Below are 14,249 nucleotides of genomic sequence, written 5' to 3'. Positions count from 1 at the left end.
CACATGACCCAAGACGTTCAAACATCTCGTCGTTCCGGTGGCCGCGCTGCGCGCCAGGCGCTTCGCTCTGCCCCACTCGCCGAAAATATCCGCCCCGTGCGCCCCGGCATGACCGGCGGGCGCTACAAACCGCTGACCGAAGCCGAAGTGCAGCGCATCCACCACGCTGCATTGGATGCGCTCGAACAGATCGGCCTGAGCCAGGCGCCGCAATCGGGCATAGATTACATGGTCGCGGCGGGGGCCATTCTGGGCGATGATGGCCGGCTGCGCTTTCCCCGGGCTTTGGTGGAAGACATGCTTGCCAAGGCCGCGCGCGGCATAACCCTGCATGGGCGCGACCCCAGGCACGACATGAAGCTTGAGGGCCAGCGCGTGTATTACGGCACTGCCGGGGCCGCCGTGCATTTGGTCGACTTTGAAAGCCGCACCTATCGCGATAGCACCGTGCAAGACCTGTTTGATGCCGCGCGCATCGTCGACAGGCTTGATAACGTTCACTTTTTCCAACGCTGCATGGTGGCGCGCGACATTCCCGACAATTTCGAGATGGACCTCAACACCATCTATGCCTGCTGCGCGGGCACCACAAAACATGTTGGCACCTCGTTTTCCGAACCCGGCTTCGTGCAGCCGATGTTCGAGTTCATTCACGCGCTTGCAGGGGGCGAAGACAAGTGGCGCGCGCGGCCATTCATCTCCAATTCCAACTGTTTTGTTGTGCCGCCGATGAAATTCGCCACCGAAAGCTGCGAGACGATGGAAACCTGCATTCGCAACGGAATGCCGGTGCTGTTGCTTTCGGCAGGGCAAGCCGGTGCCACCGCCCCTGCCCCGATTGCCGGCGCGATCGTGCAGGCCGTGGCCGAATGCCTGGCCGGTGTGGTTTATGTAAACTCCATTTCTCCCGGCTATCCGGCCATTTTCGGCACCTGGCCCTTTGTGTCGGATCTGCGCACCGGGGCGATGTCGGGCGGCTCTGGCGAGCAGGCCTTGCTGACCGCGGGTTGTGCGCAGATGCACGCCTTTTACGGGCTACCGGGGGGCGCGGCGGCAGGCATTGCCGATGCGAAACTGCCCGATATGCAGGCCGGATGGGAGCAGATGAACTCCAACGTTCTGGCGGGCCTGTCCGGGCTGAACATGGTGTATGAGGCGGTTGGGATGCACGCCAGCCTGTTGGGGTTCAGCCTTGAATCGCTCATTCTGGGCGATGATATGCTTGGCCAGGCGCAACGCTGCGTGCGCGGAATCGAGGTGACAGAGGATACGCTGAGCCTGGAGGTGATGCGGCAGGTTTGCATTGGCGGGCCGGGGCATTACCTTGGCTCTGACCAAACCCTCAGCCTGATGCAGACCGAATATATCTATCCGGCGCTCGGTGATCGCACCTCGCCCAAGGAATGGGCCGAAATTGGCAAGCCCGACCTTGTGGCCAAGGCGATTGCCCGCAAGCATGAGATATTGGCAAGCCCGGTGCCGGCCATGTTTGATTCCGCGCATGACGCTGACCTGCGTGCGCGCTTTCCGATCCGCCTTAAAAAGCACTAGAAATGTTTTTGCCGCCCGCCCCCTTGACCATGCGGGCGGGCGGCGATAAATCAGGCGCACTCTACTGGGGAATAGGTTAACGGTAGACCCACGGACTCTGACTCCGTTAGTCCTGGTTCGAATCCAGGTTCCCCAGCCAGACCATTCCCATATCCGCCCCCAAAGCGCGCGAAATGCTGTTGGCCGCAGATGTAACCAATGCGCCGACCTGTGCAACCTTGTCGGCGGTCAGCCTGTTGCTGGGGCCAGAGACGGAAATGCCGGCCACCGCCTCGCCCAGATGGTTGAAAATCGGGGCGGCGATGCAGCGCATTCCAGGGGTTTTCTCATTATCGTCAATCGCATAGCCGCGCGCCCGCGTTGCCGCCAGATCGGCGCGCAGCGCCGTGGGGCTGGTCAGCGTTTGCGGCGTATAATGTGTCAGCACCGCGTTTTCCAGCAGCTTTTGCAGCCGAGCTTCGGCATAGCTGGCCAGCAGCGCCTTGCCAATGCCCGACGCGTGCATCGGCCCCTGCGTGCCGGGCGGAAAGAAGGCGCGAATGCTTTCATGCGTTTCCACCTGCGCGATGAACATCACCTGCCCCTCCGCCTCGACCCCCAGATTCGCGGTTTCACCCGTGGCCGCCATAAGGTCACGCATGGCGGGCATGGCGCGGCTGGCAACAGTGCTGCGCCGAAGATAGACCGCGCCAATCCGAAATGCACTGGCGCCGATCATCCATTCCTGCGTGGCATCGTTGTTTTCGACAAGCCCGCGCAGCCTGAAGGTTGTGAGTATCCGGTAAAGCGTGGCGGGGGACTGGTCCATTTCAACCGCCAGCGCAGACAGGCTTGTCGCACCGCCCCTGGCAAGGGTTTCAAGCACATCAATGGCGCGGTCAACCGCCTGAATGCGCGGAATATCTTCGGGCTTGCGGAAGGATTTGGGCCGCCCGCGCGCGCGCATTTGCTGAGTCATTCTGATTCCCTTGCGTTTCTTTGTGGAGTTTCAATGTTTCGTTGAAAACGCGCCAAAGCCTATGAAAAATTGTAATGCATTGGTATTGTTTAATATAATGAATTCTTGCCACCATTATACCCGCAAATCAAAATAATTGTGAAAAATTCTCATCCCACCTACCACTAGCGCAACCCATTAACGGAGCCCATTAACGGAGGTTGCCATGAGTTTTCAGAATCCGGTCTTCATCCCCGGTCCGACCAATATGCCCGAAGTCATCCGGCAGGCCTGCTACATGCCAACAATCGACCACCGCTCGCCGGTGTTTGGCGGCATTCTGCACCCCTGCCTTGAAGGCGTGAAACGCGTGCTGAAGGCAACCGATGCCGAGGTGTTCATCTTCCCCTCGACCGGCACGGGGGGCTGGGAGGTGGCGCTGAGCAACACGCTCAGCGCAGGAGACGGTGTGCTGGCCGCGCGCAACGGCATGTTCAGCCATCGCTGGATAGACATGTGCCAGCGCCACGGGCTGAAGGTGCAGATCGTCGAAACCCCTTGGGGCGAAGGCATTCCGGCTGAGCGTTACGAGGAGATTTTGCGCGCCGATACCAGCCATAGCATCAAGGCCGTGCTGGCCACGCATAACGAAACCGCAACCGGCGTAAGGTCGGACATTGCCGCCGTGCGCCGCGCGATCGATGCCGCCAAGCACCCGGCCATGCTGTTTGTCGATGGCGTCAGCTCCATCGGCTCGATGGATTTTCGCATGGATGACTGGGGCGTTGATGTGGCTGTGACCGGCTCGCAAAAAGGCTTTATGCTGCCCGCAGGTCTGGCGATTGTCGGGTTCAGCCCGCGTGCGCTGGCAGCGACTAAAACCGCCACCCTGCCCCGCACCTTCTTTGATATTGCCGATATGGCCAAGGGTTACGCCAACAACGCCTATCCCTATACGCCGCCCGTGGGGCTGATGAACGGCTTGAAAAAATCGCTCGAAATAATCGAGGCCGAAGGGTTGGAGGCGGTTTTCGCCCGTCACACCCGCATTGCCACCGGCGTGCGCCATGCCGTGCAGGCCTGGGGGCTGACATTGTGTGCGGCACGGCCAGACCTGTATTCCGATACGGTTTCGGCCATTCGCACGCCCGAAGGCTTCAACGCCACCGAGATCGTGACCAAGGCGGCGCGCGATTATGGCATGGCCTTTGGCGTTGGCTTGGGCGAGGTTGCGGGCAAGGTGTTTCGTATCGGCCATCTTGGCAGCCTGACCGATGCGATGATGCTTTCGGGCCTTGCCACCGCCGAAATGGTCATGGTCGATCTGGGGCTGAACATTACGCTCGGGTCCGGGGTTGCCGCGGCACAGGCCTATTACCGCCACGGCAAGGCATAGGGGCGCGCGATGTATATTCCCACACTCAATGACATGCTGGTGGCGCATGAACGCATTGCGCCGCATATCCACCGCACCCCGGTGCTGACCTCACAATTCATCAACCAGCTTGCCGGGGCCGAGCTGTTTTTCAAATGCGAGAACCTGCAAAAAGCCGGGGCGTTCAAGGCGCGCGGGGCATCGAACGCCGTGTTCGGGCTAAGCGATGAAGCCGCCGCGCGTGGCGTGGCCACACATTCCAGCGGCAACCACGGCACATGCCTGTCTTATGCGGCCGGGCGGCGGGGCATTCCCTGCACCGTTGTCATGCCCCATACCGCGCCGCAGGCCAAAAAGGATGCCGTGCGCGGCTATGGCGGCAGGGTGGTGGAATGTGAGCCCTCGACCTCATCGCGCGAGGCGGTGTTTGCCGAGGTCGTGGCCGAAACCGGCGCCGAATTCGTGCATCCCTATAACGATGCGCGGGTCATCGCAGGCCAAGCCACATGTTCGCGCGAGCTGCTGGAGCAGGTTGAAAACCTGAACGGGGTTCTTGCCCCCATTGGCGGCGGCGGCATGATTTCGGGCACCTGTCTGACTCTGTCGCATCTTGCGCCCAAGGTGCAGGTTTATGCCGCCGAACCCGAACAGGCCGATGACGCCTTTCGCAGCTTCAAGGCCGGGCATATCATTGCCGATGATGCGCCCAACACCGTGGCCGACGGGCTGAAAGTGCCGTTGAAAGAGCTGACATGGCATTTTGTTTCCAACCATGTGGCCGATATTCTCACGGTGTCGGAAGACGAGATCATCGACGCGATGAAGCTGATCTGGAAGCGCATGAAAATCGTCATGGAGCCGTCAAGCGCCGTGCCGCTTGCCGCGATCCTCAGGAACAAAGAGCGTTTTGCCGGGCAGCGGCTGGGCGTTATCATCACCGGCGGCAATGTCGACCTCGACAAGCTGCCCTGGCAGAATTAACCACAGGAGCAGAGCATGAATTTCGATAATTTTGAAGTTGGCTACGATATTCCCGCCAAGCCGGGCATGGACGAGGCCGATATCCAAACCCCCTGCCTTGTGCTGGATCTGGATGCGCTGGAACGCAATATCGTAAAAATGGGCGATTATGCCAAGGCGCACAATATGCGCCACCGTGTGCATGGGAAAATGCACAAATCGGTTGATGTGGCCAGGTTGCAGGAACGTTTGGGCGGCGCTTGCGGTGTGTGTTGCCAGAAGGTTTCGGAGGCCGAGATATTCGTGCGCGGCGGCATCAAAGATGTGATGGTGTCCAATCAGGTAACGGACCTGACCAAAATTGACCGGCTTGCCCGTCTGCCCAGGCTGGGCGCGCGCATCCTAGTCTGTGTCGATGATCCGGCCAATGTGGCCGATCTGTCGGCCGCGGCGCAAAAACACGGCAGCGAAATCGAATGCCTTGTAGAGATTGACTGCGGCGCGGGGCGCTGCGGTGTGACAACCACGCAAGACGTGGTGCATATCGCCAAGCTGATCGACGCCGCCAAGGGGCTGAAATTTGCAGGCATTCAGGCCTATCAGGGCGCCATGCAGCATTTGGACAGCTATGCTGACCGCAAGGCAAAGCTCGACCTTGCCATCGCGCAGGTGGCCGATGCCGTGCAAGGGCTGAAGGCACAGGGGCTGGCGTGCGATATCGTCGGCGGAGGCGGCACGGGGTCATATTATTTTGAATCCACATCCGGCGTTTATAACGAGCTTCAATGCGGTTCTTACGCGTTCATGGATGCCGATTATGGCCGCATTCTCGATGAGAACGGCCAGCGGATTGACAGGGGCGAATGGGAAAACGCGCTGTTCATCCTGACCAGCGTCATGAGCCACGCCAAGGCCGACAAGGCGATTGTCGATGCCGGGCTGAAGGCGCAATCGGTCGATAGCGGCCTGCCCACGGTGTTTGGCCGCGATGATGTGACCTATCTGAAATGCTCCGACGAGCATGGCGTGGTGGCCGACCCGAACGGCGCGCTGAAGGTCAATGACAAGCTGCGCCTTGTGCCCGGACATTGCGACCCGACCTGCAATGTCCATGACTGGTATGTCGGTGTGCGCGGTGGCAAGGTTGAAAGCCTGTGGCCGGTTTCTGCCCGCGGCAAGGCGTTTTAGCCCATGTATATCGTGCCCGAAAAAGACATCGCCGCGCTGGTCGGCGCCGAAGACAGTTTTGAGGCCGTGCGGCAGGTTTTTGGCGCTATGGCGGCAGGCTCGGCCTATAACTTCCCCGTTATCCGCGAAGCGATTGGCCATGCCGATGCGCTTTACGGCTTCAAATCGGGGTTCGACCGTCAGGGGCTGAACCTTGGGCTGAAATCGGGTGGCTATTGGCCCGGCAATACCGCCAAGGGGCTGACCAACCACCAATCGACCGTGTTTCTGTTCGATGCCGAAACCGGAAAATGCCGTGCGATTGTCGGTGGCAACCTGCTGACCGCCTTGCGCACCGCTGCGGCAGCGGCGGTTTCGGTCGCCTGTCTGGCGCGAGTGAATGCGCGCGTGCTTGGCATTGTCGGCGCGGGCCATCAGGCGGCGTTCCAACTGCGGGCCGTGGCGGCGCAGCGCAGGTTTGAACGCGTTGTGGCCTGGAACCGCAGCCCAGAAAAGCTTGCCAGCCTTGGCGCTGTGGCCAGGGAACTTGGCTTGGATTTCGAGGCGGTTTCGCTGCAGGAACTGGGCGCACAGGCCGATGTGATTATCACCATCACCTCCAGCTACGCCGCCATTCTGGCCGATGCGCATGTGAAACCGGGCACGCATATCGCCTGTATGGGCACCGATACCAAGGGCAAGCAAGAGGTCGAGGCCGCATTGGTGGCGCGCGCCAGCCTGTTCACCGACGAGGTTGCGCAATCCGTCAGCATAGGCGAATGCCAGCACGCGATTGCGGCGGGGCTTGTGGCGCCGGATGCCATTGCCATGCTTGGCGCAGTCATCAACCGCACCCATCCGGGCCGCCAGAGTGACGATGAGATCACCCTGTTCGATGGCACCGGCGTTGGCCTGCAAGACCTTGCCGTGGCCGCAACCGCCGTGCAGCGCGCCATCGAACAGGGGCGCGCGATAGAGGTCGCCTTCTGAACAACCCACGCCCCCCCGCGCGGGGGCGTGCAAGCAGGCCAGGTCTTAGCCCTTTTTCTTGTCATTTCCCGGTGTCGCCCCGGGTGCAGGCGCGTCATCGGCAAATGGGTTATCCCCGCCAGCTTCCCGTGGGGTTGCGTCTTGCGATTTGGATGCGCTTGCCGCGGGCTGGTGCTTCATATCCTCATCGGGGCTGTCAGCCTCTGGTCGCGCCCTGGCCTCATCGCCCTTGCCGGCACCGGATTTGAGTGTGGATTTTCCGCCAGCCGCATTTTTGCCATCGATATTTTTCGCATCATCTTCCACCGCTGCGGGCGCGGCGGCAGAACCCTTTTTGGCGCCATCGCCAAGCTTCGATGTGCCACCCGCCGCCGAAGCACCCTTCATCGATTTCGCGCCAGCCGCATCACTATCGGCAGCCGCAGCCGCCGTGCCAGCCGCCATTGCGCCCGCAACACCCAGTGGCGCGGGTGGCAGAATTTCGGTTTTTTCATCCGTCTTGCGGTTGGATGTATGGGTTTTACGCGTCACATCACCGCATTTCGCGCAGGTATAGGTGTCGGTCACCTCATAGGATTCCTCTGTCCAGGTGGTCACCTTGGTCGAGCGGTCATCGGCCTCTTGGCGGCTTTCCTTGGGCGCGCTCCCCAGCAGTTTTTCGCTGCGATCGGTGCGCGTAATGCTGAAGGCAGCGCCGCATTTGATGCATTGCGCCGCCTTGGAGCCATTCCCGAACATGTATTTGAACAGGCCAAACCCGGCGCCCGCCCCCAGAATTGCCGCACCGCCATACCGCACGGCACTTGCCTGGCCGCCAAGCACCCAAAGCGCAATCAGCGCCACAACCGCGCCGCCGATACAACCCCAGATTGTTGCTGTCTTCCGAATCGAGGCCTGCATCGCCTCCTGTTCTGCAGAAAGTCCAGACATACCATCCCCCATTTTTGATGCATGATGCTGCAACGGTTTCGGGATTCTTACAACCATCCGCTGGGTCAGCGCCCGCTTTGGGGTTGCAAATCTGCCTGATTGCATCAATATCCCTGATACATTTGGCCGATCCATAAGGTTTACCATGCGACACGCCCAGCTTCGTGCCTTTCATGCCGTCGCCCTTCATGGCGGGTTTTCGCGCGCGGGCGAGGTTTTGCATGTCACCCAGCCCGCCATATCCGACCAGGTGCGCCGACTCGAACAGGAATATGACATTTTGCTGTTTCACCGCGACAAAAAGCAGGTTCGGCTGACCGCGCGCGGCCAGGCCTTGCTGGAAATTACCAATCGGCTGTTTGCCGCGGAAGGTCAGGCGCTGGAATTCCTGTCGGAAAGCCGTGGCGCCATGCAGGGCCGTTTGCGCATTATGGTCGACAGCGCACATCATGTGCTGGGGCTCTTGGCCAGGTTCCGGCAGGATAACCCGCTCGTCGCCATTGAAATCAACACCGGAAATACCGCGCAAGTGGTGGCGGCGCTGCAATCTTACAAAGCCGATGTCGGCATACTGGGCGATGCGCCAGACTCGCCCGGGCTTGCAACGCGCAACCTTGGTGCCAGCCCGATTGTCGCCTTTGCCGCACGGCGCATGAACCTGCCGGCCGAATGTGGCATGACCCTGGCCGAACTGGCCGAATACCCGTTGATTCTGCGCGAAAAAGGGTCGAAAACCCGGCAAAAACTCGACGAGGCTGCCGCAAGACTTGGCCTGACACTGGTGCCGGCCGTCGAGGCCGAAGGGCGCGAAGCCGTGCGCGAAATTGTGGCTGCGGGTGCCGGCATCGGCTTTGTATCGCAAGCGGAATTCGGGCTGGACCAGCGGCTACAGATCATCCCCATTCTGGGGCAGACGCTGCTTATGGATGAAGCCCTTGTCTGCCTGCGTGACCGCGCGCAAACCCGGTTGATCAGCGCCTTTATGGGGCTGGCGGAATAACGGCGGTGGCTTCAATTTCCAGCAAGGCGGCATCTTCCACCAACCCGGCGACAACAACCATTGTCATGGCCGGGAAATGGCGGCCAAGCACACGGCGATAGGCTTCGCCCACTGCGCGCTGGTTGGCCAGATATTCGGCCTTGTCGGTCACAAACCATGTCATCCGCACCAGATGTTCGGGCTTCGCCCCGGCTGCGGCCAGCACATCGGCGATGTTTTGCAACGCCTGCTCCATCTGGCCCACAAAGCTTGCATGTTCAAACACTTGCGCGCTGTTCCAGCCGATCTGCCCGCCAATGAACAGGGTTTGGCCCCTGGCAAGCACGCCGTTGGCATAGCCCTTTGCCGGCGCCCAGCCTTCGGGGTGAATTACTTTATGCATCGGGGGGGTCCTGTTCTTGTAATTGCGACGTTATGGCATTGCGCAGCGGTTGCGGCCAGGGGCGCGGGCGCCCGTCGCTCAGGCTGACATAAACCAGCACCTGTTCGCAGCTCAAGCGCATTTCATCGCCGCTATGAGCGGTAACAGTCAATGTCAGGCTGGCCCCGCCAATCTTGCGCGGGATGAGCGTGAAGCGCAGCACATCGCCAAGGCGGCTGGGGGCGTGAAAGCGCGTGTTGATCTGCGCGGTTGGCACGCCGGATGCGGTCATCCCGTGCATCCGGTCAAACCCCATGCCGATGGTTTCAAACCAGTCCTCGATCGTCTGGTTGACCATTTCGAAATAGCGCGGATAAAACACAATGCCCGCCGGGTCGCAGTGCTGAAAGCGGATGCGAATGTAGTGAAAATATGACATTACACCCCCAGATAGCGGTTGGCCAAACCCGTATCGACAGCACTGGCGGCGCCTTGCCAAACCGTGCTGCCGCGCTCCAGTATAACCGCATGGCTGGCAATACCCAGCACCTCGCGCAGCGACTTGTCGACCAGCAATATCGCCAGCCCCTCGGCCTTCAGCGCGCGGATGGCCGCCCAGATTTCCTGCCGGATCACCGGGGCCAGCCCTTCGGTGGCTTCATCGAGGATCAACAGGCGCGGGTTGGTCATCAGCGCGCGGCCTATGGCCAGCATCTGCTGCTCGCCGCCTGAAAGCGTATCGGCGCGCTGGTCGCGCCGCTCGCCAAGGCGCGGGAAAAGTGCAACGACTTTCGCATAATCCCAGGTACCGGGGCGGGCGGCGGCGGTCAGGTTTTCATGCACGCTCAGCGGCGCAAAACAGCGCCGCCCTTCGGGCACAAGCCCCATACCCAGCCGGGCAGCACGGTGGCTGGGCATGGCGTTGATCACCTGCCCGTCAAAAGAAATTTCACCCGATGTGGCGCGCATCATGCGGCAAATGTTGCGGATTGTCGTGGTTTTTCCCATGCCATTGCGCCCCAAAAGCGCCACCACCTGCCCTGCATCCACGGCAAGGCTTACGCCAAACAGCGCCTGTGACTTGCCGTAATGGCTGTGCAGGTCGGTCACCGTCAAAAGCGCGCTCATGCCCCCGCCTCCGCACCCAGATAGGCTTCGCGCACCTGCGGGTTGGCGCGAATTTCGGCCACCGTGCCGCTGGCGATGATGCGGCCATAGACCAGCACCGAAATCCGGTCGGCCAGTGAAAACACCGCATCCATATCATGTTCCACAAGCAGGATAGGCGCGGTTTGGCGAAGATCCGACAAAAAGTCGGTGAGCCGCGCACCGCCCTCCGGCCCCATGCCGGCCATAGGTTCATCGAGCAGGAACAGCCTGGGCTTCAGCGCCAAAGCCAGCGCAATTTCCAACTGCCGCCGCTGCCCGTGGCTAAGGTCGCCTGCGGGTTGGTTGGCACGCGCCTCAAGCCCGACGCGCTTTAGCACCTCCAATGCGGGTTCGGTCAGGCTGCGGTCTTTCATGGCCGGTTTGAAAAACCGAAAGCTGCGCGTGCTTTGCCCCTGCACCGCCAGCATGGCATTTTGCAGCACCGAAAATTCCGGGGCCACCGCCGATACCTGAAAACTGCGCGCCATGCCCGCGCGCGCGCGTTTTACGGCCGAAAACTGGCTTACATCCTGCCCGTTGAACAGCACCTGCCCGGAATCCGGCGCCAGTTCGCCCATGATCTGCTTGATCAGGGTTGATTTTCCCGCGCCATTGGGGCCGATCAGCGCATGAATTTCGCCGGGCATGATGGTCAGCGATACATTGTCGCTGGCCACCAACGCGCCAAAGCTCTTGGTCAGGGCGCGAATGTCGAGAACCGGTTCACCCATGCCGCTGCCCCCCGGCCAGAATGCCGATAACGCCTCCGCGCGCGAACAGAACCACGAGCAGCAGCAACAGGCCCAGCAAGAATTGCCAGTATTCGGTAACGCCGCCCAGCAAATGTTCGAGCGTGACAAACAGCATGGCCCCGGCCAGCGGGCCAAACAGCCGCCCGACCCCGCCCAGAATGACGAATATCATGATCTCACCCGACATGCTCCATGACATCATGGTCGGGCTGACGAATTTGTAGAGATCGGCAAACATGGCCCCGGCCAGCCCGGTAATCATGCCGGAAATCACAAAGGCGGTCAGGCGGATGCGATAGGGTGCAATGCCAAGGCTGACGCTGCGCGCCTCGTTCTGGCGCGCCCCTTGCAAGGCCAGGCCAAAGCGCGAGCGCACCAGCATGGCCGACAGCGCAACCGCCGCCACCAGCACCCCGGCCGCAAGCAGGTAATAATTCAGCGGCACCATCATGTTGATGCCAAAGAACTGGCTGCGGATATAGGTCGAAAGCCCATCTTCCCCGCCATAGGCAGGCCATGAAATGGCGAAATAATAGATCATCTGCGCGAAGGCGAGCGTGATCATGATGAAATACACACCGCTTGTGCGCAGGCTAAGCGCGCCAATCACCAGCGCACCAAGGCCCGCGACCCCAATCGCCACCAGCCACAACACCCATGTTTGTTGGCTGCCGGCCAGCGCCAGCCCGAAAAGCGGTATCGGCTGGCCGCTGAAGGCATGGGAAAACACAATCCCCGCCGCATAGCCGCCAAGCCCGAAAAACGCCGCATGGCCAAAGCTGACAAGCCCGCCATAGCCAAGTGCCAGGTTCAGCCCCACCCCCGCCAGCGCCAGCACCGCCGCGCGGGTGGCCAACGTGATCAGGTAAGGGTTGTCAAACAGGTTTGCGGCCAGCGGCACGGCGGCCAGAAGCGCAAGAATAATGATGTTCACAATGGTTTCGCGCCGCATCATGCTACCCCGAACAGGCCACGGGGCCGCCACAGAAGAACCGCCGCCATCAGCATGTAAATCAGCATCGAGGCCAGTGCCGAGCCAATACCGGTGGCGCTTGACGGATCCATGAACAGCCCGAAGAGCATGGGCAGCATCGCGCGGCCCAGCGTATCGGTTACGCCCACAAGCAGCGCCCCCACAAGCGCGCCCTTGATGGAGCCGATGCCGCCGATCACGATTACCACAAAGGCCATGATCAGCACGGGTTCGCCCATGCCCACCTGAACCGACTGGATGGCCCCGACAAGCGCGCCCGCCAGCCCCGCCAGCCCCGCGCCAAGCGCGAAAACCACGGTGTAAAGCACGCGGATATTGACGCCAAGCGCGGCAATCATCTCCCGATCAGCCTCGCCCGCGCGAATGCGAATGCCAAGCCGTGTGCGATGTATCAGCAGGTAAAGCCCAAGTGCCACGGCAAACCCGGCCAGAATAATCGCCAGCCGATAGGCCGGGTATTGGATGCCACCGGGCAGCATGACCGCCCCCGCCAGAACGGGCGGCACATCCAGATAGAGCGGGAAGGAGCCGAAGACATAGCGCGTGCCTTCCGAAAACATAAGGATCAGTGCGAAAGTCGCAAGAACCTGGTCCAGATGGTCGCGCGTATAAAGGCGGCGTATGACGAAAACCTCGACCAATGCGCCCGCCGCCGCAGCCGCGGCCAGCGCCGCCACCAGCCCCAGCCAGAACGAGCCGGTCGCCGCAGCAACCCCCGCACAGGCAAAAGCCCCAACCATGTAAAGCGAGCCATGCGCAAGGTTGATCAGCCCCATCACGCCGAAAACCAGCGTCAGGCCGGCGGCCATCAAGAACAGCATCACGCCGAATTGCAGACCGTTCAGCAATTGTTCAATGAAAAGTGCGGTTGTCACTCAGATACCTGGCTATAGGCGGGCGGGCCAAATGCGGCCCGCCCGAAATGGTTTACATGCTGCATTCGGCGGCATAGGCGTCGCCACGGTCTTCCAGCGCCACACCCACAATGCGGTTGGTGAAGATGTCGCCATCCATCACCACTTCACGCACATAAATGTCCTGAATGGGGTGGTGGTTCGGGCCAAAGGCAAAATCGCCCCGGGTCGAGGCAAAATCGGCGGCCTCAAGCGCCGTGCGGAAGGCATCCATATCCGAGATATCGGCCACAGCCATTGCCGAAAGCAGCAGGTTGGCCGTGTCAAACCCCTGGCTGGAATAGAGCGACGGCACGCGGCCATAGGCATCGATATAAGCCGCAACAAAGGCTGTGTTGGCTGCATTATCAAGGTCGGGCGACCATTGCGCGGTGTTGCGCACACCAAGGGCGGCATCGCCCACGGCTTGCAGAATATTCTGATCGAAGCTGAAAGCCGGGCCGATCAGCGGAATATCCACACCCGATTGCGCATATTGCTTCATGAAGGCGATGCCCATGCCACCGGGCAGAAAGAAGAACACGCTATCGGCACCGCTGGCACGAATTTGCGCAATTTCGGCGGCATAGTCGGTTTGGCCAAGCTGGGTATACACCTCGGCGGCAATATTGCCTTCATAGAACCGCTTGTAGCCGGTCAGCGCATCGGTGCCCGCCGGATAGTTCGGGGCCATGATGAAGCTGTTTGTATAGCCTGCCGAATTGGCATAGGCACCGGCCGCTTCGTGCAGGTTATCGTTCTGCCAGGCAACGTTGAAGTAATTCTCGCTGCACCCGGCCCCGGCCAGCGCCGAGGGGCCGGCATTGGGCGACAGATAGAAATACCCCTGCGCGGTCACGCTGGGCACAACCGCCATTGCAAGGTTTGACCAGATGATTCCGGTCATGATGTCAACCTGATCGCTTTGCAAAAGCTTGTCGGCCAGTTGCACGGCGACATCGGGTTTTTGCTGGTCGTCTTCAACGATAACTTCCACCATATCGCCCGCGCCGGCCATTTCGATGGCCAGCAGGAACCCGTCGCGCACATCAATGCCAAGCGAGGCACCGCCACCCGAAAGCGTGGTGATCATGCCCACTTTCAGCGGTTCGGCCTGCACGGCCCCCGCTGCAACCATTGCGCCAAGCGCAACTCCTAACAATTTGTTTTTCATCATCTTCTCCCTGATT

15 protein-coding genes and 1 tRNA gene are annotated in these 14,249 nt (G+C 60.8%); 7 read left to right on the top strand and 9 right to left on the bottom strand.

The features are described 5' to 3' along the window. The first annotated feature begins 3 nt into the window (after nt 1-3). Nucleotides 4-1,551, top strand: coding sequence for a trimethylamine methyltransferase family protein (locus LGT41_RS11770; RefSeq protein WP_274127074.1), 1,548 nt, complete (start codon nt 4-6; stop codon nt 1,549-1,551). Between the two features lie 65 nt (nt 1,552-1,616). Then, a tRNA-Gln gene (locus LGT41_RS11765) sits at nt 1,617-1,690 on the top strand. On the opposite strand, the gene bhcR is transcribed toward LGT41_RS11765, so the two are convergent. Then, complete coding sequence (gene bhcR, locus LGT41_RS11760) at nt 1,658-2,509, bottom strand: HTH-type transcriptional regulator BhcR (RefSeq protein ID WP_274127073.1); 852 nt, start codon at nt 2,507-2,509, stop codon at nt 1,658-1,660. The two genes, LGT41_RS11765 and bhcR, sit on opposite strands and share 33 nt — an antisense overlap. Nucleotides 2,510-2,714: 205 nt before the next feature. Between bhcR and bhcA the strand changes: the two genes are divergently transcribed. Genes bhcA through bhcD form a run of 4 tightly spaced genes read left to right on the top strand, consistent with a single transcriptional unit; the run spans nt 2,715 to nt 6,980 of the window. Further along, entirely contained in the window at nt 2,715-3,884 is a 1,170-nt protein-coding gene (bhcA, locus tag LGT41_RS11755) for an L-aspartate--glyoxylate aminotransferase BhcA (RefSeq protein WP_274127072.1), read from the top strand. A 9-nt stretch (nt 3,885-3,893) separates the two neighbouring features. After that, nucleotides 3,894-4,844 (top strand): beta-hydroxyaspartate dehydratase BhcB, encoded by a 951-nt coding sequence (gene bhcB, locus LGT41_RS11750; RefSeq protein WP_274127071.1) that lies wholly within the window; start codon nt 3,894-3,896, stop codon nt 4,842-4,844. A gap of 15 nt (nt 4,845-4,859) precedes the next feature. After that, the gene (bhcC, locus tag LGT41_RS11745) at nt 4,860-6,011 is read left to right on the top strand and encodes a 3-hydroxy-D-aspartate aldolase BhcC (protein ID WP_274127070.1); all 1,152 of its coding nucleotides are present in this window, start codon (nt 4,860-4,862) and stop codon (nt 6,009-6,011) included. Nucleotides 6,012-6,014: 3 nt separating this feature from the next. Next, complete coding sequence (gene bhcD / locus LGT41_RS11740; protein ID WP_274127069.1) at nt 6,015-6,980, top strand: iminosuccinate reductase BhcD; 966 nt, start codon at nt 6,015-6,017, stop codon at nt 6,978-6,980. A gap of 45 nt (nt 6,981-7,025) precedes the next feature. Here bhcD and LGT41_RS11735 read toward each other — a convergent pair whose 3' ends face one another. After that, on the bottom strand, nt 7,026-7,910 hold the full coding sequence (locus LGT41_RS11735) for a hypothetical protein (RefSeq protein ID WP_274127068.1): 885 nt from the start codon (nt 7,908-7,910) through the stop codon (nt 7,026-7,028). Nucleotides 7,911-8,055: 145 nt separating this feature from the next. On the opposite strand from LGT41_RS11735, the gene LGT41_RS11730 reads away from it, so the two are divergent. Next, nucleotides 8,056-8,910 (top strand): LysR substrate-binding domain-containing protein, encoded by an 855-nt coding sequence (locus tag LGT41_RS11730; protein WP_274127067.1) that lies wholly within the window; start codon nt 8,056-8,058, stop codon nt 8,908-8,910. Here the strand turns inward: LGT41_RS11730 and LGT41_RS11725 are convergent. From LGT41_RS11725 to LGT41_RS11695, 7 genes are read right to left on the bottom strand one after another with little or no spacing between them, the layout of a single operon-like run. After that, entirely contained in the window at nt 8,891-9,292 is a 402-nt protein-coding gene (locus tag LGT41_RS11725) for a RidA family protein (protein ID WP_274127066.1), read from the bottom strand. The genes LGT41_RS11730 and LGT41_RS11725 overlap by 20 nt on opposite strands. After that, nucleotides 9,285-9,710, bottom strand: a complete 426-nt coding sequence (locus tag LGT41_RS11720; RefSeq protein WP_274127065.1) for an acyl-CoA thioesterase — start codon at nt 9,708-9,710, stop codon at nt 9,285-9,287. The genes LGT41_RS11725 and LGT41_RS11720 overlap by 8 nt, the downstream gene beginning before the upstream one ends. Then, on the bottom strand, nt 9,710-10,399 hold the full coding sequence (locus tag LGT41_RS11715; protein WP_274127064.1) for an ABC transporter ATP-binding protein: 690 nt from the start codon (nt 10,397-10,399) through the stop codon (nt 9,710-9,712). Before LGT41_RS11715 ends, LGT41_RS11720 begins: the two co-directional genes overlap by 1 nt. Further along, nucleotides 10,396-11,151: an ABC transporter ATP-binding protein gene (locus LGT41_RS11710; protein WP_274127063.1), complete on the bottom strand. Its 756-nt coding sequence runs from the start codon at nt 11,149-11,151 to the stop codon at nt 10,396-10,398. Before LGT41_RS11710 ends, LGT41_RS11715 begins: the two co-directional genes overlap by 4 nt. Then, nucleotides 11,144-12,124, bottom strand: a complete 981-nt coding sequence (locus tag LGT41_RS11705; RefSeq protein ID WP_274129721.1) for a branched-chain amino acid ABC transporter permease — start codon at nt 12,122-12,124, stop codon at nt 11,144-11,146. Before LGT41_RS11705 ends, LGT41_RS11710 begins: the two co-directional genes overlap by 8 nt. Beyond that, a complete protein-coding gene (locus LGT41_RS11700; protein WP_274127062.1) occupies nt 12,124-13,041 on the bottom strand; it encodes a branched-chain amino acid ABC transporter permease in 918 nt (305 codons plus the stop codon). The genes LGT41_RS11705 and LGT41_RS11700 overlap by 1 nt, the downstream gene beginning before the upstream one ends. Before the next feature lie 52 nt (nt 13,042-13,093). After that, nucleotides 13,094-14,233, bottom strand: a complete 1,140-nt coding sequence (locus LGT41_RS11695) for an ABC transporter substrate-binding protein (RefSeq protein WP_274129720.1) — start codon at nt 14,231-14,233, stop codon at nt 13,094-13,096. Nucleotides 14,234-14,249 lie beyond the last annotated feature (16 nt).

The organism is Abyssibius alkaniclasticus (assembly GCF_020447305.1).
Classification (GTDB): domain Bacteria; phylum Pseudomonadota; class Alphaproteobacteria; order Rhodobacterales; family Rhodobacteraceae; genus Abyssibius; species Abyssibius alkaniclasticus.
This window is presented reverse-complemented; position numbering and strand designations above follow the sequence as displayed.